The organism is Streptomyces lavendofoliae, assembly GCF_014649735.1.
In the GTDB taxonomy this organism is placed as follows: Bacteria; Actinomycetota; Actinomycetes; order Streptomycetales; family Streptomycetaceae; genus Streptomyces; species Streptomyces lavendofoliae.
This window is the reverse complement of the sequence record NZ_BMTP01000004.1, coordinates 338,074-359,155: the sequence shown is the minus strand read 5'-3', so window position 1 is coordinate 359,155 and position 21,082 is coordinate 338,074. Positions and strand designations below refer to the sequence as shown.

Sequence of the window (21,082 nt, the reverse complement as noted above, 5' to 3'; positions counted from 1 at the left end):
CCGGCGCGGTCGAGGAGACGGGGCCGGACCGGGCTTCCCCGGGCGCCGGGGCGGAGCCGCCGACAGCGGGGTGCCCGGCTGACTCATCGGACGGGCCCTGGGCTCACTTGCCGAAGGCCATCATCGTCTTCGTCTGCTTCTCCTCGGTGTCGTTGCGGGCGCTGACGCGACCGCTGGCGATGAAGAAGCGTCCGTCGGCGTAGGCGTACTTGGGCGAGTAGAAGTCGCTCTCGATCTCGGCCGTCGACGCCGGGTGCTGGAGCAGCACCTTCGGCGCGCCGCCGGTCGGGGCGAGGGTCGCGACGGCGCCGCCGCGGTCCCAGGAGCCCTCCATGTACAGCAGGACGTCGCCGCCCTCCATCCGCAGCGGGGTCATCGTCCGCTGCGGGCCCGCGGGGGCGCGCCACTTGGCCTTGCCGGTGTTCAGGTCGAACGCCACCACGTCGTTGGTGCCGTTGGTGAGCTGGGTGGGCTCCGTCGACATGTAGAACGTGCCGGCGTCGGCGGCGACCCCGACGCAGCCCTGGAGGTTCTCACCGAAGACGACGAAGGAGCCGCCGCACTTCGGGTTGAACTTGTCCTTGCCGCCGTCGAGCGTCGAGCGCAGCTTGCCCGAGTCCGTCAGCGCGACGATGCTCCACGTCTTCTTGTCGGGCTCCTCGGTGGAGATGACCAGCGGGCTCACCGAGAAGACCTTGGTGACCTCCCAGTTGGCCGGCAGACGGTACGTCCACTTCGGCTTGCCGGTCGCCGGGTCGACCTCGCTGACCTGGTGCTGGGTCTTGTTGTAGTCGCCGGTACGGCACCGGGACGCGGCGATCAGCTTCGGCCCGCCCGCGAAGGCGAAGGGCTTGCAGTCGGCGTCCGGCGTGCCGAACAGCTGCTTGCCGTCGGCGAGCGAGAAGCCGTGGGAGTTTCCGGTGCCGGCGGCCGTCACGGTGTTGCCGCTGATGGCGAGCGTCATGTCGGACAGCGCGTTGAAGCCGGTGCCCTGCGGCACGGGCTTCTTCCACCCGGCCTTGCCGGTCTTGAGGTCGATCTGCTGGAGCACCACGCAGTCGGCCTTCTCACCGGCCTTGTCGTTGAGCCCGAGGACGATCGTGCCGTCCGCGGCGGGCGCGACCGGGGCGGTGCACACCTCGGTGGTGAACGGCACCTCCCACTTCTTCTTGCCGTCGGCCGCCGAGTAGCCCACGACGCTCTTGTACATGGCCTTGACGACGGTGTCGCCGACGACCCACGGGCCGTACACGTCCGCGCCGTTGCGCGGCAGGTCCACGTCGTTGGTCGCCAGCCACTCGACCTTGGCCTCGCCGTCCTTGCGGCCGGCGTTCAGGTCGTCGTCGGCGTCGCGGCCACCGCCGGTGCCGTCGCCCTGGTCGACCTCGCCGCTGCCCGACGGGGCCGGCGCGGCGCTGGAACCCTTGGCGTCGGGCTTCTTGGGTTCGCTGTCGTCACCGCTGAGGGCGAAGTAGGTGCCGCCGCCGATCACGAGCAGGGCGGCGACGGCCGCCGCGACGACGGCGGCCGGCTTGCCCTTGAACGGCCCGCGCGGGCCGGCGGGCGGCGGGGTGGGCACCCCGGGGTACTGCGGCTGGGTCGGGTAGCCGTAGGGGCCCGGCTGCTGGTCGTAGGGTCCGGGCACCTTGTACGGACCGGGCTGCTGCCCGGGAGCCTGGGGATAGCCGTACCCCGGGGCGGCGGCCGGCGGCGTCTGCGGGTAGCCGTACCCCGGCTGGCCGGGAGGCGTCTGCGGGTAGCCGTACCCCGGCTGGCCGGGAGGCGTCTGCGGGTGGCCGTACCCCGGCTGGCCGGGAGGCGTCTGCGGGTGGCCGTAGCCCGGGGCGGCGGCCGGCGGCGGGCCGGGGGGCATCTGCGGCGGCGACGACGGCGGGCCGGCGGGCGGCGGCGGGGCCGCGTGACCGGGCGCGGTGGCAGGCGGCTGCGGTGCCTGGGGAGGCTGCTGGTGCGGGTCCTGCGGAGACCCGGAGCCCCCCTGCGGCGGTTGCTGGCTGGGCGGCTGAGTCATCAGCGCTTCCCCCTTCGTGCGGCCCGCTGCCCGACCGGCCTCCCCCGCGATTCCGGCGCGCACGTACCACCGGAAAGGAGCGAATCGGACATGGATTCCGCAGTGTTGCGTGAGTCGAGCGGGGCTTCTTTCTATCACTCGACACCGACACGAAAGGGGCCGGTCCGCCCCTGTTCCCAAGGGAGGACCGGCCTGTGATGCCGTCGTTATCCGCTCTCCACGGCTTCCCCACGTACCGGTGGGGCTACGCGTCCTCGGCGAGTTCCAGCCACCGGGTTTCCAAGTCCTCCCGCTGGGCCGCCAGTTCCCGCAGCTCCGCGTCGAGTTTCGCCACCTGCTCGAAGTCCGTGGCGTTCTCGGCGATCCGGGCGTGCAGCGCGGCCTCCTTCTCGGAGACCTTGTCGAGCTGGCGCTCGATCTTCTGGAGCTCCTTCTTCGCGGCCCGGGAGTCGCCCGCCGACTTCTCCCTGACCGGCGCGGACGCGGCGGCGGCCGGTACCGGGGCGGCCGTCTCGATCATCCGCCGGCGCCGCTCCAGGTACTCGTCGATGCCGCGCGGCAGCATCCGCAGCGTGGCGTCGCCGAGCAGGGCGAACGTCTTGTCCGTCGTCCGCTCGATGAAGAACCGGTCGTGGGAGATGACGACCATCGAACCGGGCCAGCCGTCGAGGAGGTCCTCCAGCTGTGTGAGCGTCTCGATGTCGAGGTCGTTCGTCGGCTCGTCGAGGAACAGCACGTTCGGCTCGTCCATCAGCAGCCGCAGCAGCTGCAGCCGGCGGCGCTCACCACCGGACAGATCGCCCACCGGGGTCCACTGCTTCTCCTTGGTGAAGCCGAACTGCTCGCACAGCTGCCCCGCCGTCATCTCCCGGCCCTTGCCGAGATCGACGCGGTCGCGCACCTGCTGCACCGCCTCCAGCACCCGCAGCGTCGCCGGGAGTTCCGCGACGTCCTGCGACAGGTAGGCCAGGCGCACCGTCTTGCCGACGACGATCCGCCCGCCCGCCGGCTGCTCCTCGCCCCGCGTGGTGGCGGCGTCCGCGAGGGCACGCAGCAGCGAGGTCTTGCCGGCGCCGTTGACACCGACCAGGCCGATGCGGTCGCCGGGCCCGAGCTGCCAGGTCAGGTGCTTCAGCAGCACCTTCGGCCCGGCGGTGACGGTCACGTCCTCCAGGTCGAAGACGGTCCTGCCCAGCCGCGCGTTGGCGAACTTCATCAGCTCGCTCGTGTCGCGCGGCGGCGGCACGTCGGCGATCAGCTCGTTGGCGGCCTCGATGCGGTAGCGCGGCTTGGAGGTACGGGCCGGGGCGCCGCGCCGCAGCCAGGCCAGCTCCTTGCGCATCAGGTTCTGCCGCTTGACCTCCTCCGTGGCGGCGATCCGCTCGCGCTCGGCCCGTGCGAAGACGTAGTCGGAGTAGCCGCCCTCGTACTCGTGCACCGAGCCGCGCTGGACGTCCCACATCCGGGTGCAGACCTGGTCGAGGAACCACCGGTCGTGCGTCACGCACACCAGCGCGGAGCGCCGCTCCTGGAGGTGGCGGGCCAGCCAGGCGATGCCCTCCACGTCGAGGTGGTTCGTCGGCTCGTCGAGGACGATCAGGTCCTGCTCGGCGATCAGCAGCTTCGCGAGCGCGATACGGCGCCGCTCGCCGCCCGACAGCGGCCCGATGACGGTGTCGAGCCCCTGCGGGAACCCCGGCAGGTCGAGCCCGCCGAACAGCCCGGTCAGCACGTCCCGGATCTTGGCGCTGCCGGCCCACTCGTGGTCGGCGAGGTCCCCGATGACCTCGTGCCGCACCGTGGCGGCCGGGTCGAGCGAGTCGTGCTGCGTGAGCACCCCGATGCGCAGTCCGCCGCTGTGCGTGACCCGCCCGGTGTCGGCGTCCTCCAGCTTGGCGATCATCCGGATGAGGGTGGTCTTGCCGTCTCCGTTGCGGCCGACGACACCGATCCGGTCCCCCTCGGAGACGCCGAGGGAGACACCGTCGAGCAGGGCACGGGTGCCGTACACCTTGCTGACTGCCTCGACATTGACGAGGTTGACTGCCATTTCACTCCTGTGCAGGGGGACGGGCCGACCTACCAGGGTAGTCGCCGCCGGGGGTGCGGTAGCGTGCGGCGTTCGATCGGGCCCGGGGGTGGGATGGTCATGGGGCGGTACGGGATGCTGCGGGGCGCCGTGGTGATGACGGCGGCCGGGATGGTGCTGACGGCGTGCTCGGCCGGGGCGCCCGAAGCCGGGCCTTCGGTCAAGGGGCCAGGGGCGACCGCCGCGACCGGGGGCGGCCCGGGGGCGGCGAAGGGCGTCGTGATCGGCGGCAGGGGCACGCCGTGCCCGCTGCCCGTGACGTTCGAGACGCCGCCGGAGTGGACCCCCGAGAAGGTGACGGTGTCCGGGGACCCCGACTTCGCGGCGCTCGCCGAGCAGGGCACGGTCACCCTCTCGTGCGAGGTCGACGCCAAGCCGGCCGGGAACATCGGCTTCCTCCGCGTCTGGACGGGAGACGACCCCGGGGCGGCGCCGCGCGAGGTGCTGGAGGCGTACGTGGGGGCCGAGGAGAACGCCGCGAAGGCCGCGTACACCGAGACCCGGGCGGGCGGCCTGCCGGCCGCCGAGGTGACGTACACGGTCAGCGACGAGTTCACCGACGGGCCCAAGCCGGAGCGGGCGTTCGCCGTCACCACGCCGAGCGGCGCGGTGGTGGTGCACCTGGGCGGACTGGACGCCGGGGAGCACCGGGCGATGCTCCCGGCGTACGAGCTGGCGAAGCGGACGACCGCGCTCGCGGGCTGACCCCCGCGCACCCGCGCCCCGCACGGGCCGGACCCGCACGAACCAGGCCGCGCCCCGCACCCACCGGGCCGCCCGCGCGGGCGTCAGGTGACGCGGCCCGCCCGTTCCACCAGGAGCCAGCCCACCAGCGCCATGCCGACCGCCGCCGGGGCGGTGACGGGCACGGCGACCAGGAGGGCCGTACGCCCCTCCAGCAGCCCTCCGAAGCCCACCATCGACAGGCCCAGGACGCCGAACAGGCACAGTGTGATGCCGAGCGCCGCGACGGGCCCCGAGCGCCCCGTGTCCTCCGGCGCCTCGGGCGCGGACCCCAGGCGCCCCGCCTCCCGGCGCCCCGCCGCCCGGCGCCCCGCCGCCCGGCGCTCCGGCGGCCGCTCGGCCGCGCGGAAGACCGCGACCAGCAGGGCCGTGAGCACCGCCGCGACCGCCAGCCGCACCGGCACCTGCGCCCACCACGCGCCGGTCGCCGGCTCCGGGAGCGGCACGTCCAGCGCGAGCATCGCGCCGTACACGCCGAGCATCGCCGTCAGGTGCCATAGGAACGCGGTCATGGCCACCCCGTTCGCCGCGATGACGGCCCGCCACACGGCGGGGCGCCGCGCCAGCCGGCCGCCGGGGCCCCGCAGCAGTTCCACCGCGCCCACCAGCCACAGGGCGTGGCACAGCAGCGCGAAGGTGGGCGGGGCCATGTTGGAGACCTTCTCGCCCGGCATGCCGACCATGGACAGCGGGTACGGGCCGAGGGCCACCAGCGCGGCGGCGCCCACCAGGCCGCCCGCGGCCAGGGCGGCGGGCAGCCGGATCCGGTCGTCCGCCCGCAGGAAGCCCAGCTGGTGCACGGCCAGCCACACGAAGGCGAAGTTCAGGAACTCGACGTAGGGCACCCCGGCGGCGAACCGCAGCACGTCCACCGCCACCGCCCCCGCCACCAGCGCGGCGAACGCGCCCCACCCGTACCGCTCGTGCAGCCTCAGCAGCGGCGGGGTGAACGCCACCATGGCGAGGTAGACGCCGATGAACCACAGCGGCTGGGCGACCAGGCGCAGCGCCACGCCCGTCAGGCCGCCGTCCGCGCCGGTGAGCCGGAGGGCGAGCGCGGCGGCGGTCCACCCGCCGATGAACACCATCGTCGGGCGCAGCAGGCGCTGGAGGCGGGCCCGCAGGAACGTGGCGTAGCCGGGGCGGGAGCGGTACGACAGGGCGTGCGAGAAGCCGCCGACGAAGAAGAAGACCGGCATGACCTGGAGCGCCCAGGTCAGGACCTGGAGTTCCGGGACGACGGCCAACAGGTTGCCGACGGAGCCGCCGGCGGTGACGGCGGCCATCAGCCAGTGGCCGAGCACCACGGTCGCCAGGGACGCGACCCGCAGCAGGTCGATGTACCGGTCGCGGGTGACGGGGGTACGGGCGGCGAGCTCTCGGACGCTGATTGCCATGCCGGTACGGTCCCGGAGGGGGCCGTACCGGCGTCAGCGCTCTCGTACTCAGGTGCGGATCTGAGTAGCTCCCGGCGCGGGGGAGGTGGCCACGCGCGCGGTGCGGCAGGTGCCGGAGGCGAGCAGCGCTCCGGCGACCGTCCGGGCCGCTTCCTCGTCCTTGACCAGGAACGCGGTGGTCGGGCCGGAGCCGGAGACGAGGCCCGCCAAGGCGCCCGCGTCGGTGCCGGCGGCCAGCGTGGCGGCCAGTGAGGGGCGCAGGGAGAGGGCGGCGGGCTGGAGGTCGTTGACGAGGGCCCCCGCCAGCAGCGCGGCGTCGCCGGCGCGCAGGGCGTCCAGCAGGGCGGGCGAGGCCGCCGGGGCGGGCACGTCGGTGCCGGCGGCGAGCCGGTCGAACTCCCCGTACACGGCGGGCGTCGACAGCCCGCCGTCCGCGACGGCGAACACCCAGTGGAAGGTGCCGCCGACCTCCAGCGGTTCCAGCCGCTCGCCGCGGCCGGTGCCGAGCGCCGCTCCGCCGGCGAGGCTGAACGGCACGTCGCTGCCGAGCCCGGCGCAGATGTCGAGGAGTTCCTCGCGGGAGGCGCCGGTGCCCCACAGCGCGTCGCACGCGAGGAGGGCGCCCGCGCCGTCGGCGCTGCCGCCGGCCATGCCGCCGGCGACGGGGATGTCCTTGGCGATGTGGAGGTGGACGTCCGGGGGGACGCCGTACCGCTCGGCGAGGGCGAGCGCCGCGCGGGCGGCCAGGTTGGTGGTGTCGAGCGGCACCTGGCCGGCGTCGGGGCCGGAGCAGGTGACGCGCAGCCCGCCGGCCGGGGTCGCCGTCACCTCGTCGTACAGGGAGACGGCGAGGAAGACGTTGGCCAGGTCGTGGAAGCCGTCCGGGCGGGCCGGGCCTACCGCCAGCTGGACGTTGACCTTGGCGGGTACGCGCACGGTGATGCTCTCGGTCACGCTGACTTGGCCTCCGCGATGCGTGCGAACTCTTCCACGGTGAGGGCCTCGCCCCGCGCCTGCGGGGAGACCCCGGCGGCGACCAGCGCGGCCTCGGCGGCGGCCGGGGAGCCGGCCCAGCCGGCCAGCGCGGCGCGCAGCGTCTTGCGGCGCTGGGCGAAGGCGGCGTCGACGACGGCGAAGACCTCGCGCTTGGTGGCGGTGGTCCGCACCGGCTCCGAGCGGCGGACCAGGGACACCAGCCCGGAGTCGACGTTGGGGGCGGGCCAGAAGACGTTGCGGCCGATGGCGCCGGCGCGCTTGACCTCGGCGTACCAGTTGGCCTTGACCGACGGCACTCCGTACACCTTGTTGCCGGGCCGCGCGGCCAGCCGGTCGGCGACCTCGGCCTGGACCATGACGAGGGTCCGCTCGATGGTCGGGAAGCGGTCGAGCATGTGCAGCAGGACGGGCACGGCGACGTTGTACGGGAGGTTCGCGACGAGCGCGGTGGGCGGCGGGCCGGGCAGCTCCTCGACGTGCATGGCGTCGGAGTGGACGAGCGCGAAGCGGTCCTGCCTGGCCGGCATGCGGGCGGCGATGGTGGCGGGCAGGGCACCGGCCAGGACGTCGTCGATCTCGACGGCGGTGACCCGGTCCGCGGCCTCCAGCAGCGCCAGGGTCAGCGACCCGAGCCCGGGTCCGACCTCCACGACGACGTCGTCGGGGCGGACCTCCGCGGTGCGGACGATGCGCCGGACGGTGTTGGCGTCGATGACGAAGTTCTGGCCGCGCTGCTTGGTGGGGCGTACGCCCAGCGCGGCGGCCAGTTCGCGGATGTCGGCGGGGCCGAGGAGGGCGTCGGGCTCAGTGGTGCTCACCGATACAGCCTACGGCCGCAGTGCGGCCACGGGCTCGCCCCCCGTTGCACGTAGAGCTTCTTCGCCCGGTATGTCTGTTCGCCGGCGGGGGCGTCCTGGGCGACGCCGGTGCCGCCGAGGGCCCGCCAGGTGCCGGGGTCGAACTGGTACAGCCCGCCGTAGGTGCCGGAGGCGTCCACCGCGTCGGGCCGGCCGCCGGACTCGCACTGGGCGAGGGCGTCCCAGTCCAGGTGGTCGGCGCCGTCGACGGAGGCGGGCATGGTCTTGGTGCCGACGAGGACCCGCCGGTGGACCGGTTCGCGCACCACCTCGTCGGCGATTTTGCGGGGGGTGTGCCGGACACCGTTGACCGTGCGCAGCGAGTAGGTGATCCGGCGCGCTCCCGGCCGGCCCTGGCGTTCGACGATCTCGGTGCCCTTGTACAGGGTGGGGTCCTCCACCCGCTGGACCTGGTAGGGGATGGGTTCCTCGCGGATCTCCCGGGTGTCGGTGATCCGCATGATGGTGATCGTCTGTCCGTCGCGCGGGAAGCTGTCGGGCGGTACGGAGGTGGTGTCCCGGCCGCTGAGGGTGATGCCCGCCTGGTCCACCGCCTCGCGGACGGTGGCGGCGTTGGTGCGCACGGTGCGTTCGCGGCCGTCGGCCATGAAGGTCACGGTGCGTTCGGTGCGTACGTCGAGGGCGAGGCCGCCGCGGGTGATGGGGGCGGAGCGGGACACCGACAGGTAGGCGCCCTCGGCGCGGACCCCGAGGGCGCGCAGCGCCTCGTCGACGGTGCGGGCGGTGGTCCAGACGCGGCGGTGCCGTCCGTCCAGGGTGAGGGTGACGGGGCGGCCGTAGCGCAGGACGACCTCGTCGCCGCTGGCGATGGCCTGGTGGGGACCGGGGGCGACGAGGTCGTGCTCGCCGAGGGCCAGCCCCTCGTCGGCGAGGAGTTCGGAGACGTCGTCGGCGAAGGTGTGCAGGGTGCGGGGCACGCCGTCGACGCTGAGCCGCACCGCCTTGTCGTCGGCGACGAACGCGCTGGTGCCGCCGGCCAGGAACGCCACGACGAGGGCCTGCGGGACGAGCCGGCGCAGGCCTTCGGGGGCGCCGGACCCGGCCGGCCCGCGGCGGCGGGCGGCGTGGCGGGTACCGGCGCGGCGGGTACCGGCGCGGCCCTCGGAGGGGACGGCCGTGAGGGTGGGCGCCTGGGGGTCCGCGCCGGCGCCGGCAGCGGCGCCCGCCGCCTGGCGGGGCAGCGCCCGGTAGACGGCGACCGGCGCGGTACCGGGCGGGGGCGCGGGGCTCGGCAGGGTGACGTCCCACTCCCGGTACCCGGCCTCGGCGACCGGGGCGGGGGCGGGCGCCCCGGCGGCGTGGCGGGCGCCCCGGGCGGGGGCGCGGTGACTGCCCTGGGAGTTGCTCACGAGGCCGGGACCCTAGCGGAGGGGCGGTCACTGTCCAAAGCGACTCGACTACAGAGGGTGCCGCCGCTACCCTGGGCGGCCGGTGTTCGTTATCGGTCAGTAATCAAAGGCGCGCGCGGTGTTGACGGCGATCGCGGTCGACATGGCCTCCTCGTCGATCCCCCGGACCCGCGCCATGGCGCGGACCGTGATCGGAACGAGATACGGGGCGTTGGGCCGTCCGCGGTACGGCACGGGCGTGAGGAACGGCGCGTCGGTCTCGACGAGGACGAGCTCCGGCGGGGCGACGGCGAGCGCGTCGCGCAGCGGCTGGGCGTTCTTGAAGGTGACGTTCCCGGCGAAGGACATGTAGTACCCGGCCTCGGCGCAGACGCGGGCCATGGCGGCGTCACCGGAGTAGCAGTGGAAGACCGTCCGTTCGGGGGCGCCTTCCTCGGCGAGGACGCGCAGGACGTCGTCGTGGGCCTCGCGGTCGTGGATGACCAGCGCCTTGCCGTGCCGCTTGGCGATCTCGATGTGGGCGCGGAAGGACCGTTCCTGGGCGGCCCGGCCCTCCGGGCCGGTGCGGAAGAAGTCGAGGCCGGTCTCGCCGACCGCTTTGACCTCCGGCAGGGCGGCGAGCCGGTCGATCTCGGCGAGCGCCTCGTCGAGCGCCGCGTCCCCGCCCGCCTCGCGGGCGCCCCGCCGGGACCCCTCTCCCCCGGGGTCGCCGAGCACGATGCGCGGGGCCTCGTTGGGGTGCAGGGCGACGGCGGCGTGGACGTTGTCGTACGCGGCGGCCGTCTCCGCCGCCCAACGGGAGCCCTTGAGGTCGCAGCCCACCTGGACCACGGTGTCGACGCCGACGGCGGCGGCCTTGGCGAGGGCCTCCTCGACGGTGCCGGACTGCATGTCCAGGTGGGTGTGGGAATCGGCGACCGGCACCCCGAGGGGTTCGGGCAGCGGCGGCGGGGCGTCCTTGGAACTCATGCCCCGATCGTACGGAAGGGGCCGGGGCCTACTTCCGGTGGAAGGCGTGCAGCAGGTCGGACAGGTGCCAGTGGTGCGGCTCCTTGGCCGGCACGGCCTCCGTGGCCCCGGCGGGCGGTCCGCCGGGACCGTCGGCGGGCGCCCCGGCGACCGGCGTCCCGGCGACCGGCGTCCCGGCGGGGGCCGCGGCCCCGGTCCGTTCCTGGCCCAGGGCCGGTCCGGCCGCGCCGACGGAGCCCTTGCTGGGCTCGGGCTGGTGCCGGGCGAGGAGTTCGAGCACCGAGGAGACCTGGCCGGCCCGCATGATCCGGACGACGTGCCGCCCGCAGTTGAGGCAGGTGGGGTTGGACAGCGGCGACGGCACCCGGTGGCCCCCCGCCTTGTAGACGATGAACTCGTGACCGCCGATGTCGGTGTGGTGCTCGATGTCGTAGGACTGCTCCCAGCCGTACCCGCAGTTCATGCAGGCGAAGGCATATGCCTCATGGCCGACCGGTGTGCTTGTGGTCTCGCTCATGCCAGCTCCTTTCCACTGCGACCAGTGGACGCCTCTACGGGCGGGAGTGGGCAGGCACCTGCCGAATGTTGGAGCGGACTTGGGGCTTCCCATGCCGAACGGCCTGCCGCACGGTCCGGTCTTTGCCTTTCACGATAGTCCTTTACCGGCCGCGGGGCCTTCGGCAGACGCGTTCTTTGCCGCGACCACGGCGTCGAACACCTCGCGCTTGGGCAGGCCCGCCTCGGCGGCGACGGCCGCGATGGCTTCTTTGCGACGCTCCCCCGCCTCCTCGCGCACCCGCACCCGGCGCACCAGCTCGGCCGCGTCCAGGTCGGCGGGTCCGGCCTCGGGGGCGCCCTCGACGACGATCGTGATCTCGCCCCGTACGCCCTCGGCCGCCCACGCCGCCAGGTCGCCGACGCCGCCGCGCTTGACCTCCTCGTACGTCTTGGTCAGCTCCCGGCACACCGCGGCCCGCCGGTCCGCGCCGAACACCTCGGCCATCGCGGCGAGCGTGTCGTCGAGCCGGTGCGGGGCCTCGAAGTAGACGAGGGTGCGCCGCTCGGCGGCGACCTCCCGGAGCCGCGACAGCCGCTCCCCCGCCTTGCGGGGCAGGAAGCCCTCGAAGCAGAAGCGGTCGACGGGCAGGCCGGACAGGGCGAGCGCGGTCAGGACGGCTGACGGGCCGGGCACGGCGGTGACCCTGATGTCCTTCTCGACGGCGGCGGCGACCAGCCGGTAGCCGGGGTCGGAGACGGACGGCATGCCCGCGTCGGTGACCAGCAGGACCCGCGCGCCGCCCACCAGGGCCTCGACCAGCTCGGGCGTACGGGCCGACTCGTTGCCCTCGAAGTACGACACGACGCGGCCGGTCGTGTGGACGCCGAGCGCCTGCGTCAGCCGGCGCAGCCGCCGGGTGTCCTCCGCGGCGACGACGTCGGCGGTCTCCAGCTCGGCGGCGAGGCGGGGCGGGGCGTCCTGGACGTCCCCGATCGGGGTTCCTGCGAGTACGAGCGTTCCGGTCACCGTTCCTGTCACGGTGCCATCCTCGCAGCCCGGACGGGCGACTCGCACAGGCGCGTTCCCTACGATGGCGCGGTGACCAGTACTGCTCATGAGGCCCTGCGCGGGCAGGACGCCGGGAAAGCGCCGCCCCCGTGGCAGCGGCGCCTGCGCCGTTTCGGCTATGTGCCGCGGCCGGTGACGGGCCTGCGCGAGCGGTTGGTGCCCCCGTACGCCCGCCCCTCCGACCGGTTGTGGACCGTGCTCGGCGCGCCGCCGGCGGCGGCCCGGCGGCTGTGGCTGCTGGCGGCGTGGGGCGGGCCGCTGCTGGTCGCGCTCGTCGCGGGGGTGCTGCGCTTCTGGAACCTGGGCCGGCCCCATGCGGTGATATTCGACGAGACGTACTACGCCAAGGACGCCAGGGCGCTGATCGAGCAGGGCTACGAGGGGGCGTGGCCCAAGGACGTCGACGCGTCGATCCTGAGGAACCCCGACGCGGTGGCCGTCCCGGTGGACCCGGGGTACGTGGTGCACCCGCCGGTCGGCAAGTGGGTCATCGGCCTGGGTGAGCAGTTGTTCGGATTCACTCCGTTCGGCTGGCGCTTCATGGTGGCGGTGCTGGGCACGCTGTCGGTGCTGATGCTGTGCCGGATCGGGCGGCGGCTGTTCCGGTCGACGTTCCTCGGCTGCCTGGCGGGCGCGCTGATGGCCGTGGACGGGCTGCACTTCGTGATGAGCCGCACGGCACTGCTCGACCAGGTGCTGATGTTCTTCGTCCTGGCGGCGTTCGGGTGCCTGCTCGTGGACCGCGACCGGACGCGGCGGCGCCTCGCGGAGGCGCTGCCGGTGGACGCGGACGGGCTGCTGCGGCCGGACGCGGGGATCGCGGCGACGTTGCGCCTGGGGTGGCGGCCGTGGCGGATCGCGGCCGGGCTGACGCTGGGCCTGGCGGCGGCCACCAAGTGGAACGGCCTGTACATCCTGGCGGCGTTCGGCGTGCTGACGGTGCTGTGGGACGTGGGCGCCCGCCGCACGGCCGGTGCGTACCGGCCGTACGAGAGCGTGCTGCGGCGGGACCTGCTGCCCGCGTTCGTCTCGACGGTCCCGGTGGCGATCGCCACCTACGTGGTGTCCTGGTCGGGCTGGATCCTCTCCGACAAGGGGTACTTCCGGAACTGGGCCGTCACCGAGGGCAGGGACAGCTCCTGGTCGTGGCTGTTCCCCGACTGGTGGCGCAGCCTGTGGCACTACGAGTCCGAGGTGTACGGCTTCCACGTCAACCTGACGTCGGGGCACACGTACGAGTCGAACCCGTGGAGCTGGATCGTGCTGGGCCGGCCCGTCTCGTACTTCTACGAGGACCCGGCGGCCGGGAAGGACGGCTGCCCGGCCGACACGGCGGAGAAGTGCGCGCGCGAGGTGCTGGCGATCGGTACGCCGCTGCTGTGGTGGGCCGCGTGCTTCGCCCTCCTGTACGTCCTCTGGCGCTGGTTCTTCCGCCGCGACTGGCGCGCGGGCGCGATCGCGTGCGCGGTGGCGGCCGGGTGGGTGCCGTGGTTCCACTACCAGGAGCGCACCATCTTCCTGTTCTACGCGGTGGTGTTCGTGCCCTTCCTCTGCCTGGCGGTCGCCATGATGATCGGCGCCCTGCTGGGCCCCCCGGGCACCGGCGAGGCGGCCGAACGGCGCCGCACGATCGGCGCGGTGGGCGCGGGGGTGCTGGTGCTGCTCATCGTCTGGAACTTCATCTACTTCTGGCCCCTCTACACCGGCCAGTCGATCCCGATGGACGACTGGCGCGACCGGATGTGGCTGGACACCTGGGTGTGAACCCGGCCCCGGGCGTCGTGCGGACGTCCGGGGCCGGCGCATGCCGGCGCACGTTCCGGTCGGGTAACGACCGGTCCCTGGCGTCACCCCCGTCCCGTAAGGTGACTCCCGTTATGGGCTTGAACGCGTTCAAGCCGCTCCTGGGGAGGGGGACCGCACGATGCGCAGTGGAGCGAAGGTCGCCGTCATAGGCGGGGTGTTCACCCTCGTGGCCGGTGGCGTGGGCTATGGGGCGTACAACGTCTACAGCGGGATCACGGGCGGGAACCAAGAGGCCACCACCAGGTCCGCCGCGGCGCCCCGCGAGGCCGGTACGGGGCCGGTGACCGCCGAGGAGACCGGGCGAACGGCGGAGGACTTCCTGGCCGCGTGGGCGAAGGGCGACGAGACGGCGGCGGGCGGGCTGACCGACGACGCCACCACCGCGACGTCCGCCGTCGCCGGTTTCCGCGACCGGGCCCACGTGTCGAAGGCGGTCATCACGCCGGGCGCACCGGTCGGGCCGAAGGTGCCGTTCACGGTCGACGCGACGGTGACGTACGAGGGGCGGTCGAAGCACCTCAGGTACGCCTCGGAGCTGACCGTCGTCCGGGGCGCCACCAGCGGCCTGCCGCTGGTGCACTGGGCGCCGTCGGTGATCCACCCGGCCCTGACCGCGCAGTCGGTGCTCCGCACCGGCGAGGCGTCCCGTCCGCCGGTCAAGGCGGTCGACCACGCCGGCGTGGAACTGACGCCGGAGAAGTACCCGTCGCTGAAGTCCGTCCTGGAGCAGCTGCGGGAGAGGTACGGCTCCGCGGCGGGCGGCCGGCCCGGCGTCGAGACGTGGATCGACTCCACCGCCGGGGGCGTGCCCGACCGGACGCTCCTCACGCTCGACAAGGGCGTCGAGGGCAAGCTGCGCACGACGCTCGACGCGGACGTCCAGGCGGCGGCCGAGCGGGCGGTGAAACGGTACGGCGAATCGTCGGTGGTGGCCGTGAAGCCGTCCACGGGCGAGATCCGGGCGGTGGCCAACAACCGGAAGGACGCCTTCGACGCGGCGCTCCAGGGGCAGCAGGCACCCGGCTCGACAATGAAGATCGTGACCGCGGCCATGCTGCTGGAGAGGGGCCTGGTGGGCGCGGACCGGCCGGCGCCGTGCCCCGAGGAGGTCCTGTACCAGAGCCGGACCTTCCACAACCTGGACCACTTCGACCTCCCCGAGGGCAGCACCTTCCGGGAGAGCTTCAAGCGCTCCTGCAACACCGCCTTCATCAAGCTGATCGACGACGTCGGGGACGACGCCGCGCTCGCCAAGGAGGCCCGCGACGTCTTCGGCATCGGCCTCGACTGGCAGACGGGCGTGTCCACCTGGGACGGCGCCGTGCCCGCGGAGACCGGCGGCGAGGCGGCGGCCCAGTACATCGGGCAGGGCACCGTCCAGATGAACGCCCTCGACGTCGCCTCCATCACCGCGACCGCGAAGCACGGCTCCTTCAAGCAGCCGGTCATCGTCCCGCGCGACCTGGACGACCGCCCGATCGCCACCGCCTCCCGGCCTCTGGAACCCTCCGCCGCCCAGCAGCTGCGCGACATGATGCGGGCGACCGCGACCAGCGGCACGGGCGCCTCGGCGATGGCCGGGGTCGGCGGCGACAAGGGCGCCAAGACCGGGTCGGCCGAGGTCGGCGGGCAGGCCGACTCCAACAGCTGGTTCGCCGGATTCGCCGACGACCTGGCGGCCGCCGCGGTCGTCCAGTCGGGCGGCCACGGCGGGGACGCGGCCGGCCCCCTCGTCGCCTCGGTGCTCCGGGCCCGGTGACCCACGCGGTGGCCCGCACACCCGCCGCCGACGCGCGGGCCACGAGCGTGGCGGGCCGGCCGGTGGCTCAGCGGGAGGGCGTGGCGGCGGCCGGGGGTTGGGATCGCGGCAGCAGGCCGAGTTCCTGGGCGCGCAGGACCGTGCCGAGGCGGTCGGCGGTGTGCAGCTTGCGGTAGAGGTTCTGGAGGTGCTTGTGCACCGTGCGTACCGACACCCCGAGGCGGCGGGCCATGGCGGTGGCGGGGAGCCCCTCGGCGAGGGTCAGCAGGACGGCCGTCTCGCGCGGTGTCAGGCCCGCCGCGTCCGGGGCGCCGGGCGGTGGTGCCGGGACGCCGGCGGGACGGCGGCGGGCCAGCAGCCGGCACTGGGCCGCGGCGGCGGACAGGAGGGGCTGGACGCGGGCGGCGTACAGGAGGTCCTGGGCGTCGAAGTCGGGCCCGGCGCGGTGGACGATGAAGCCGCGGACGGCGCCGTCGCGGTCGGGGAGCGGCAGGCCCAGCATGTGGCGGGTGCCGTAGGACTCGCGCAGGGCGCTCGCCGTCTCGCTGTTCCGCCAGGCGTGGTCCCCGACGAGCTGCGCGGCGGTGCGGGGCTCCCGGTCGGTGTGGATGCCGTAGTGGGTCGCGAACGGGTAGCCCGACCTGACGAACCCCGCCGTCCGGCCCACCGGTTCGACGGGCGCGGGGGCGTCCCGCAGCCACGCGTCGACCGTGCCGCTGGAGGGCGTCCACTCCTCGTCCTTCATGAGCAGCACGGTGCCGTCGAGGGCGCGCAGGAGCTCGTGGGCCACCAACTGCCAGACGGTCTCGGGCTGTCGGCTCTCCAGGACGCCGACGGCGAGACCGAGCATCCGCTCGTAGTCGTCCTTGCCCAGGTACGGCATGGCCCCTCCGCAGTCCATACGCAGTTCTCCCCATGGAACGGCCCCGGCCCCACTGCCATCGTAGGGGCCGGATCCCCATCCTCCGGCGGTCCGGCCCCCGGGCCGTCTCCGCCGGCTGCCCGCCGAAAACCTTTCGCACAGCGCGCCCCGCACGGCCTGAGCCGGGTCCTCGCGGGGCGCGCGCACGCCCGCTCGCGGCCCGGCCGTCCCGCCCGGTGCGCGCACGGCCCCTGCGCGGTCCGTGCGCGGCCCTACGCGCCGATGGCCTCCCTTACCGCCCGCACCAGGGCCTGGGCTCTGGGGTCCGCCGTGACGCCCTTGCGCATCCCGTTGGTGACGTAGCCGAGCGCGATGCCCGACTCCGGATCGGCGAAGCCCAGGCAGCCGCCGCGCCCGGGGTGGCCGAAGGAGCCGGGGCCCAGCAGCGGCGACGCGGGGCCGTGGAGCATGTAGCCGAGGCCGAAGCGGGTGGAGACCACCAGGACCCGGTCGGGGCCGGCGGACTCCTCGGTGCGGGCCATGGCGAGGGTCGCCGGGGCGAAGAGGCGGTGGCCGTCCACGGGGCCGAGCGTCGCCGCGTAGAAGCGGGCGAGGGCGCGGGCGGTGGAGACGCCCCCGGAGGCGGGGAGTTCGGCGGCGCGGTGGGCCGGGTCGTTCTCGTCCGGGGCGGGGACGACGGCGCCGAAGGCGCGCCGGGTGAGCGAGGACGGGTCGGCGTACGCGTCGGCGACCGAGCGCTTGGGGCGCAGCTTCGGCGCGCCGCCGGCCGCGGGCTCCTCGACCGGGCCGATGCGGCCGGCCCGGTGGGCCTCGTCCTCGGGGAGCCCGATCCACAGGTCGAGGCCCAGCGGGCGGGCGATCTCCTCGGCGACCCAGCGGCCCAGGGTCCGGCCGGTGACCCGCCGGACCAGCGCGCCGAGCAGGAAGCCGTACGTGTGCGGGTGGTAGCCGTGGTCGGTGCCCGGCTCCCACGCGGGCGCCTGCGCGGCGACCGCGTCGGACGCGACCGGCAGGTCGGCCGCCTCCGCCGGGGTCAGCGGCCGGTCCAGGGCCGGGACTCCCGCCTGGTGCGACAGCAGGTGGCGCACCAGCGCCCGCTCCTTGCCCGCCGCCTTGAACTCCGGCCAGTACGTGCCGACCGGGGCGTCCAGGTCGAGCTGCCCGCGCTGGTGCAGCAGCAGCGGTACGGCGGCGGCGACGCCCTTGGTGGCCGAGCGGACGACCTGGGCGGTGTCCACGGCCCACGGGGCGGTCCCGTCGACGTCCCGCGTGCCCGCCCACAGGTCGACGACCTTGCGGCCGTCGCGGTAGACGGCGACGGCGGCCCCGCGCTCGCCCCGCTGCCGGAAGTTGCGGACGAACGCGTCCCTGACCGGTTCGAAACCCGCCTGCACCGTGCCCCGGACGGCCTGCTCGTCCACGCTCCCACGCTCCTCTCGCGTTCCTTCACCCCATGGTGCAACGCGCTAGCGGGTGGCCGGCTTCCGGGTGGGGTCGAAGCCGAAGGGAAGCTCCAGGCGGTGCCGGCGCATCAGGTCCTCGTCGGCGAGCAGGGCGCCGGTCGGGCCGTCGGCCGCGATGACGCCGTCGCTGAGCACCACCGCGCGGCCGCACAGCTCCAGCGCGTAGGGCAGGTCGTGGGTGACCATCAGGACGGTGACGTCCAGGGAGCGGAGGATGTCGGCGAGTTCGCGGCGGGAGGCGGGGTCCAGGTTGGAGGACGGCTCGTCGAGCACGAGGATCTCCGGCTCCATGGCGAGGACGGTCGCCACCGCGACCCGCCGCCGCTGGCCGAAGGACAGGTGGTGCGGGGGCCGGTCGGCGTACTCCTCCATGCCGACCCGGGCGAGGGCCTTGCGCACGACCGCCTCCAGTTCGGGGCCGCGCAGTCCGGCCGCCGCCGGGCCGAAGGCGACGTCCTCCCGGACGGTCGGCATGAACAACTGGTCGTCGGGGTCCTGGAAGACGATGCCGACCCGGCGGCGGATCTCCGCGAGGTGGGCCTTGGCGACGGGCAGTCCGGCGACGGTCACCGTCCCGGCGCCGCCGGTGAGGATGCCGTTGAGGTGGAGCACCAGGGTGGTCTTGCCGGCGCCGTTGGGGCCCAGGAGGGCGACCCGCTCGCCGCGCTCGACGGTGAGGTCGACGCCGAAGAGCGCCTGGTGGCCGTCGGGGTAGGCGTACGCGAGGCCGCGGACGTCCAGCGACGGCACGAAGTTGAGACTCATAGCGTCCATCCCAGCAGACAGATGGCCAGGGCCGTGAGGGGGAGGGCGGCGGCCGAGGACCACTGCGCCCGGGAGGCGGGCGCCTCCTCGATGAGGGGCATGGAGCCGGCGTAACCGCGGCTCACCATCGCCAGGTGGACGCGTTCGCCGCGTTCGTAGGAGCGGATGAACAGGGCGCCCGCCGTCTTGGCGAGCACCCCCCAGTGGCGGACGCCCCTGGCCTCGAAGCCGCGCGAGCGCCGGGCGATGGACATGCGCCGCATCTCGTCGGTGATGACGTCGCCGTACCGGATCATGAAGGAGGCGATCTGGACGAGGAGGGGCGGCAGCCTCAGCCGCTGGAGGCCGAGCAGCAGCGCGCGCAGGTCGGTGGTGGCGGCCAGGAGCACCGAGGCGGCGACGCCCAGGGTGCCCTTGGCGAGCACGTTCCAGGCGCCCCACAGGCCCGGTACGGAGACGCTGACGCCGAGCAGCCGCGTCTGCTCGCCGGGTACGACGAACGGCATCAGGAACGCGAACGCGACGAACGGCACCTCGATCACCAGGCGCCGCAGCAGGAACCCGGGCGGGACCCGGGCGGCCGTCGCGACCGCGCCGAGCAGCACGGCGTAGGCCGCGAAGGCCCACACCGCCTCCCGGGGCGTGGAGACGACGACCACGACGAAGCCGAGGACGGCGGCGAGCTTGCAGTGCGGCGGCATCCGGTGCACGGGCGAGTGCCCGTGCCGGTAGAGCCGGTGCGCGTGGCCGGCGCCCACGTCAGACGTTCTCCTGGGTACGGCCGTCGGCACGGGTGGCGGCGTCCTGGCGGGTACGGGCGTCCTCGCGGCGGCGGCGGACGGCCCAGAAGACGGCGGTGCCCGCCACGACCGTCGCGCCGACGCCGAGGGTGCCCGCCAGCCCCCCGGACAGGCGGGCGTCGGTGAGGCCGCTGACGCCGTAGTCGGCGAACGGCGAGTCGGCGGCGGCGTGCTCCTGCGCCCTGCGGTCGATGCCCTGGTCGGCGGCGACCTTCTCCAGGCCGTCGGGGCTGGCGGAGGCGTAGAAGGAGACGAAGCCGGCCAGCACCAGGGCGGTGGCCAGGCCGGCGATCCACACCGTCCTGGTGGACCGGGCCGCGGGCACCGCGGGGGCCGGCACCGGCACGGCGTCCACCAGCTTGCCGCCCACCCGCAGCTTCAGCGGCGCGGACAGGCCGCGGGCCCCGTACACCAGGTCGGGGCGTACGGCGACGACGGCACCGACGGTCGCCGTGGTGATCACCGCCTCGCCGAGGCCGATCAGGACGTGCACGCCGACCATGGCGGTGAGGACCTTGGTGACGGGCACGTCGGTGGTGCCGCCGATCGCGTACAGCGCGGTGAACGCGGCGGCGGCGGCCGGTACGGACACCAGCGAGGCGACGAACGAGGCGACGGTCACCGACCGGCGGGAGCGCGGCAGGACCTTGACCAGGCCGCGGAAGAGCCCGTACGCGACGAGGACGGTGACCACGCCCATGACGGTGATGTTGACGCCGAGCGCGGTGAGCCCGCCGTCGGCGAACAGCACGCCCTGCATCAGCAGGACGACCGCGATGCACAGCACCCCCGTCCAGGGGCCGACGAGTATCGCGGCGAGCGCGCCGCCGAGCAGGTGCCCGCTGGTCCCGGCGGCTACCGGGAAGTTCAGCATCTGCACCGCGAAGATGAACGCGGCGACCAGGCCGGCGAGCGGCGCGGTCCGGTCGTCCAGTTCCCTCCTGGCCCCGCGCAGGCTTGCCGCGACGGCACCGGCGGCGGCGAGACCGGCAGCCGCGGAGACGGGTGCGTCGATGAATCCGTCGGGGACATGCATGCGTGGACCGCTTTCGGACAGGCGGACAGGAACGGCTCTGATGATGGGTCCTTTTGCGAACGACTTGCAAGAGCGTCCGCATCACAGAAGCGGGGCGGGCGCACACCACGGAATGGTGGGACATTAGAGACAAACGAGGCGAGTGTGAGGAGTCGGCCCATGTACCCCGCCGAGGAAGGTGTCATAGTCCACACCAAAGCGCTGATCGTGACCGACGGCCCCCTCTCCCGCCCCGTCCCCGTCGCGGTGCGCTACGAACCGGCCGCCGGACCGGACGCCGGGCCCGCCACCGTACGGCTGAGCTTCCCGGGCGGCACCGAGTGGAGCTTCCCGCGCACCCTGCTGGAGTCCGGGCTGCGCGCACCGGCCCGCGGCGGTGAGATCGGGATCTGGCCGTGCGGCCGGGTCCAGACGATCGTGGAGTTCCACGCGCCGGACGGCGTGGCCGTGGTGCAGTTCGACTCCTCCGCGCTGCTGCGCTTCCTGCGGCGTACGTACGCCGCCACCGCGTCGACCGTCACCCGGTAGGACCCGGGGCACGGCACCACGCGG

At 74.3% G+C, this 21,082-nt stretch carries 18 protein-coding genes; 4 read left to right on the top strand and 14 right to left on the bottom strand.

Annotation, left to right across the window (positions count from 1 at the left end):
• Positions 1 to 103: 103 nt before the first annotated feature.
• Both IE109_RS10130 and IE109_RS10125 read right to left on the bottom strand, forming a co-directional pair.
• A complete protein-coding gene (locus IE109_RS10130; RefSeq protein ID WP_189550439.1) occupies positions 104 to 2,029 on the bottom strand; it encodes an outer membrane protein assembly factor BamB family protein in 1,926 nt (641 codons plus the stop codon).
• A gap of 244 nt (positions 2,030 to 2,273) precedes the next feature.
• Positions 2,274 to 4,079, bottom strand: coding sequence for an ABC-F family ATP-binding cassette domain-containing protein (locus IE109_RS10125; protein WP_189550438.1), 1,806 nt, complete (start codon positions 4,077 to 4,079; stop codon positions 2,274 to 2,276).
• Positions 4,080 to 4,178: 99 nt separating this feature from the next.
• On the opposite strand from IE109_RS10125, the gene IE109_RS10120 reads away from it, so the two are divergent.
• Entirely contained in the window at positions 4,179 to 4,823 is a 645-nt protein-coding gene (locus tag IE109_RS10120) for a lipoprotein (RefSeq protein ID WP_189550437.1), read from the top strand.
• Positions 4,824 to 4,906: 83 nt separating this feature from the next.
• On the opposite strand, the gene IE109_RS10115 is transcribed toward IE109_RS10120, so the two are convergent.
• From IE109_RS10115 to rsmI, 7 genes are all read right to left on the bottom strand, one after another.
• Positions 4,907 to 6,259 (bottom strand): acyltransferase family protein, encoded by a 1,353-nt coding sequence (locus tag IE109_RS10115; RefSeq protein ID WP_189550436.1) that lies wholly within the window; start codon positions 6,257 to 6,259, stop codon positions 4,907 to 4,909.
• A 48-nt stretch (positions 6,260 to 6,307) separates the two neighbouring features.
• The gene (locus IE109_RS10110) at positions 6,308 to 7,213 is read right to left on the bottom strand and encodes a 4-(cytidine 5'-diphospho)-2-C-methyl-D-erythritol kinase (protein ID WP_189550435.1); all 906 of its coding nucleotides are present in this window, start codon (positions 7,211 to 7,213) and stop codon (positions 6,308 to 6,310) included.
• Positions 7,210 to 8,073 carry a 16S rRNA (adenine(1518)-N(6)/adenine(1519)-N(6))-dimethyltransferase RsmA gene (rsmA, locus tag IE109_RS10105; protein ID WP_189550434.1) on the bottom strand — a complete coding sequence of 288 codons (864 nt, stop codon included), beginning with the start codon at positions 8,071 to 8,073 and terminating at the stop codon, positions 7,210 to 7,212. Before rsmA ends, IE109_RS10110 begins: the two co-directional genes overlap by 4 nt.
• Entirely contained in the window at positions 8,070 to 9,482 is a 1,413-nt protein-coding gene (locus IE109_RS10100) for a resuscitation-promoting factor (protein ID WP_308431347.1), read from the bottom strand. The genes rsmA and IE109_RS10100 overlap by 4 nt, the downstream gene beginning before the upstream one ends.
• A gap of 96 nt (positions 9,483 to 9,578) precedes the next feature.
• Complete coding sequence (locus tag IE109_RS10095) at positions 9,579 to 10,451, bottom strand: TatD family hydrolase (RefSeq protein ID WP_189550433.1); 873 nt, start codon at positions 10,449 to 10,451, stop codon at positions 9,579 to 9,581.
• 28 nt (positions 10,452 to 10,479) lie between these two features.
• Positions 10,480 to 10,968: a hypothetical protein gene (locus IE109_RS10090; RefSeq protein ID WP_189550432.1), complete on the bottom strand. Its 489-nt coding sequence runs from the start codon at positions 10,966 to 10,968 to the stop codon at positions 10,480 to 10,482.
• A gap of 129 nt (positions 10,969 to 11,097) precedes the next feature.
• Positions 11,098 to 11,988 carry a 16S rRNA (cytidine(1402)-2'-O)-methyltransferase gene (gene rsmI / locus IE109_RS10085; protein WP_229890844.1) on the bottom strand — a complete coding sequence of 297 codons (891 nt, stop codon included), beginning with the start codon at positions 11,986 to 11,988 and terminating at the stop codon, positions 11,098 to 11,100.
• A gap of 60 nt (positions 11,989 to 12,048) precedes the next feature.
• Here rsmI and IE109_RS10080 point away from each other — a divergent pair, with 60 nt between their 5' ends.
• Together IE109_RS10080 and IE109_RS10075 are read left to right on the top strand one after the other, a co-directional pair.
• Complete coding sequence (locus tag IE109_RS10080; protein WP_189550431.1) at positions 12,049 to 13,782, top strand: dolichyl-phosphate-mannose--protein mannosyltransferase; 1,734 nt, start codon at positions 12,049 to 12,051, stop codon at positions 13,780 to 13,782.
• A 160-nt stretch (positions 13,783 to 13,942) separates the two neighbouring features.
• Positions 13,943 to 15,583, top strand: a complete 1,641-nt coding sequence (locus tag IE109_RS10075; RefSeq protein WP_189550430.1) for a penicillin-binding transpeptidase domain-containing protein — start codon at positions 13,943 to 13,945, stop codon at positions 15,581 to 15,583.
• A gap of 67 nt (positions 15,584 to 15,650) precedes the next feature.
• On the opposite strand, the gene IE109_RS10070 is transcribed toward IE109_RS10075, so the two are convergent.
• From IE109_RS10070 to IE109_RS10050, 5 genes are all read right to left on the bottom strand, one after another.
• Positions 15,651 to 16,484, bottom strand: a complete 834-nt coding sequence (locus IE109_RS10070) for a helix-turn-helix transcriptional regulator (RefSeq protein WP_229890842.1) — start codon at positions 16,482 to 16,484, stop codon at positions 15,651 to 15,653.
• 233 nt (positions 16,485 to 16,717) lie between these two features.
• A complete protein-coding gene (locus IE109_RS10065) occupies positions 16,718 to 17,887 on the bottom strand; it encodes a serine hydrolase domain-containing protein (RefSeq protein ID WP_189550429.1) in 1,170 nt (389 codons plus the stop codon).
• Between the two features lie 45 nt (positions 17,888 to 17,932).
• A complete protein-coding gene (locus tag IE109_RS10060; RefSeq protein ID WP_189550428.1) occupies positions 17,933 to 18,694 on the bottom strand; it encodes an energy-coupling factor ABC transporter ATP-binding protein in 762 nt (253 codons plus the stop codon).
• A complete protein-coding gene (gene cbiQ / locus IE109_RS10055; RefSeq protein WP_189550427.1) occupies positions 18,691 to 19,452 on the bottom strand; it encodes a cobalt ECF transporter T component CbiQ in 762 nt (253 codons plus the stop codon). The genes IE109_RS10060 and cbiQ overlap by 4 nt, the downstream gene beginning before the upstream one ends.
• Before the next feature lies 1 nt (position 19,453).
• The gene (locus IE109_RS10050; RefSeq protein WP_189550426.1) at positions 19,454 to 20,530 is read right to left on the bottom strand and encodes an energy-coupling factor ABC transporter permease; all 1,077 of its coding nucleotides are present in this window, start codon (positions 20,528 to 20,530) and stop codon (positions 19,454 to 19,456) included.
• A gap of 159 nt (positions 20,531 to 20,689) precedes the next feature.
• Between IE109_RS10050 and IE109_RS10045 the strand changes: the two genes are divergently transcribed.
• On the top strand, positions 20,690 to 21,058 hold the full coding sequence (locus tag IE109_RS10045; protein ID WP_189550425.1) for an SsgA family sporulation/cell division regulator: 369 nt from the start codon (positions 20,690 to 20,692) through the stop codon (positions 21,056 to 21,058).
• The last annotated feature ends 24 nt before the right edge of the window (positions 21,059 to 21,082 follow it).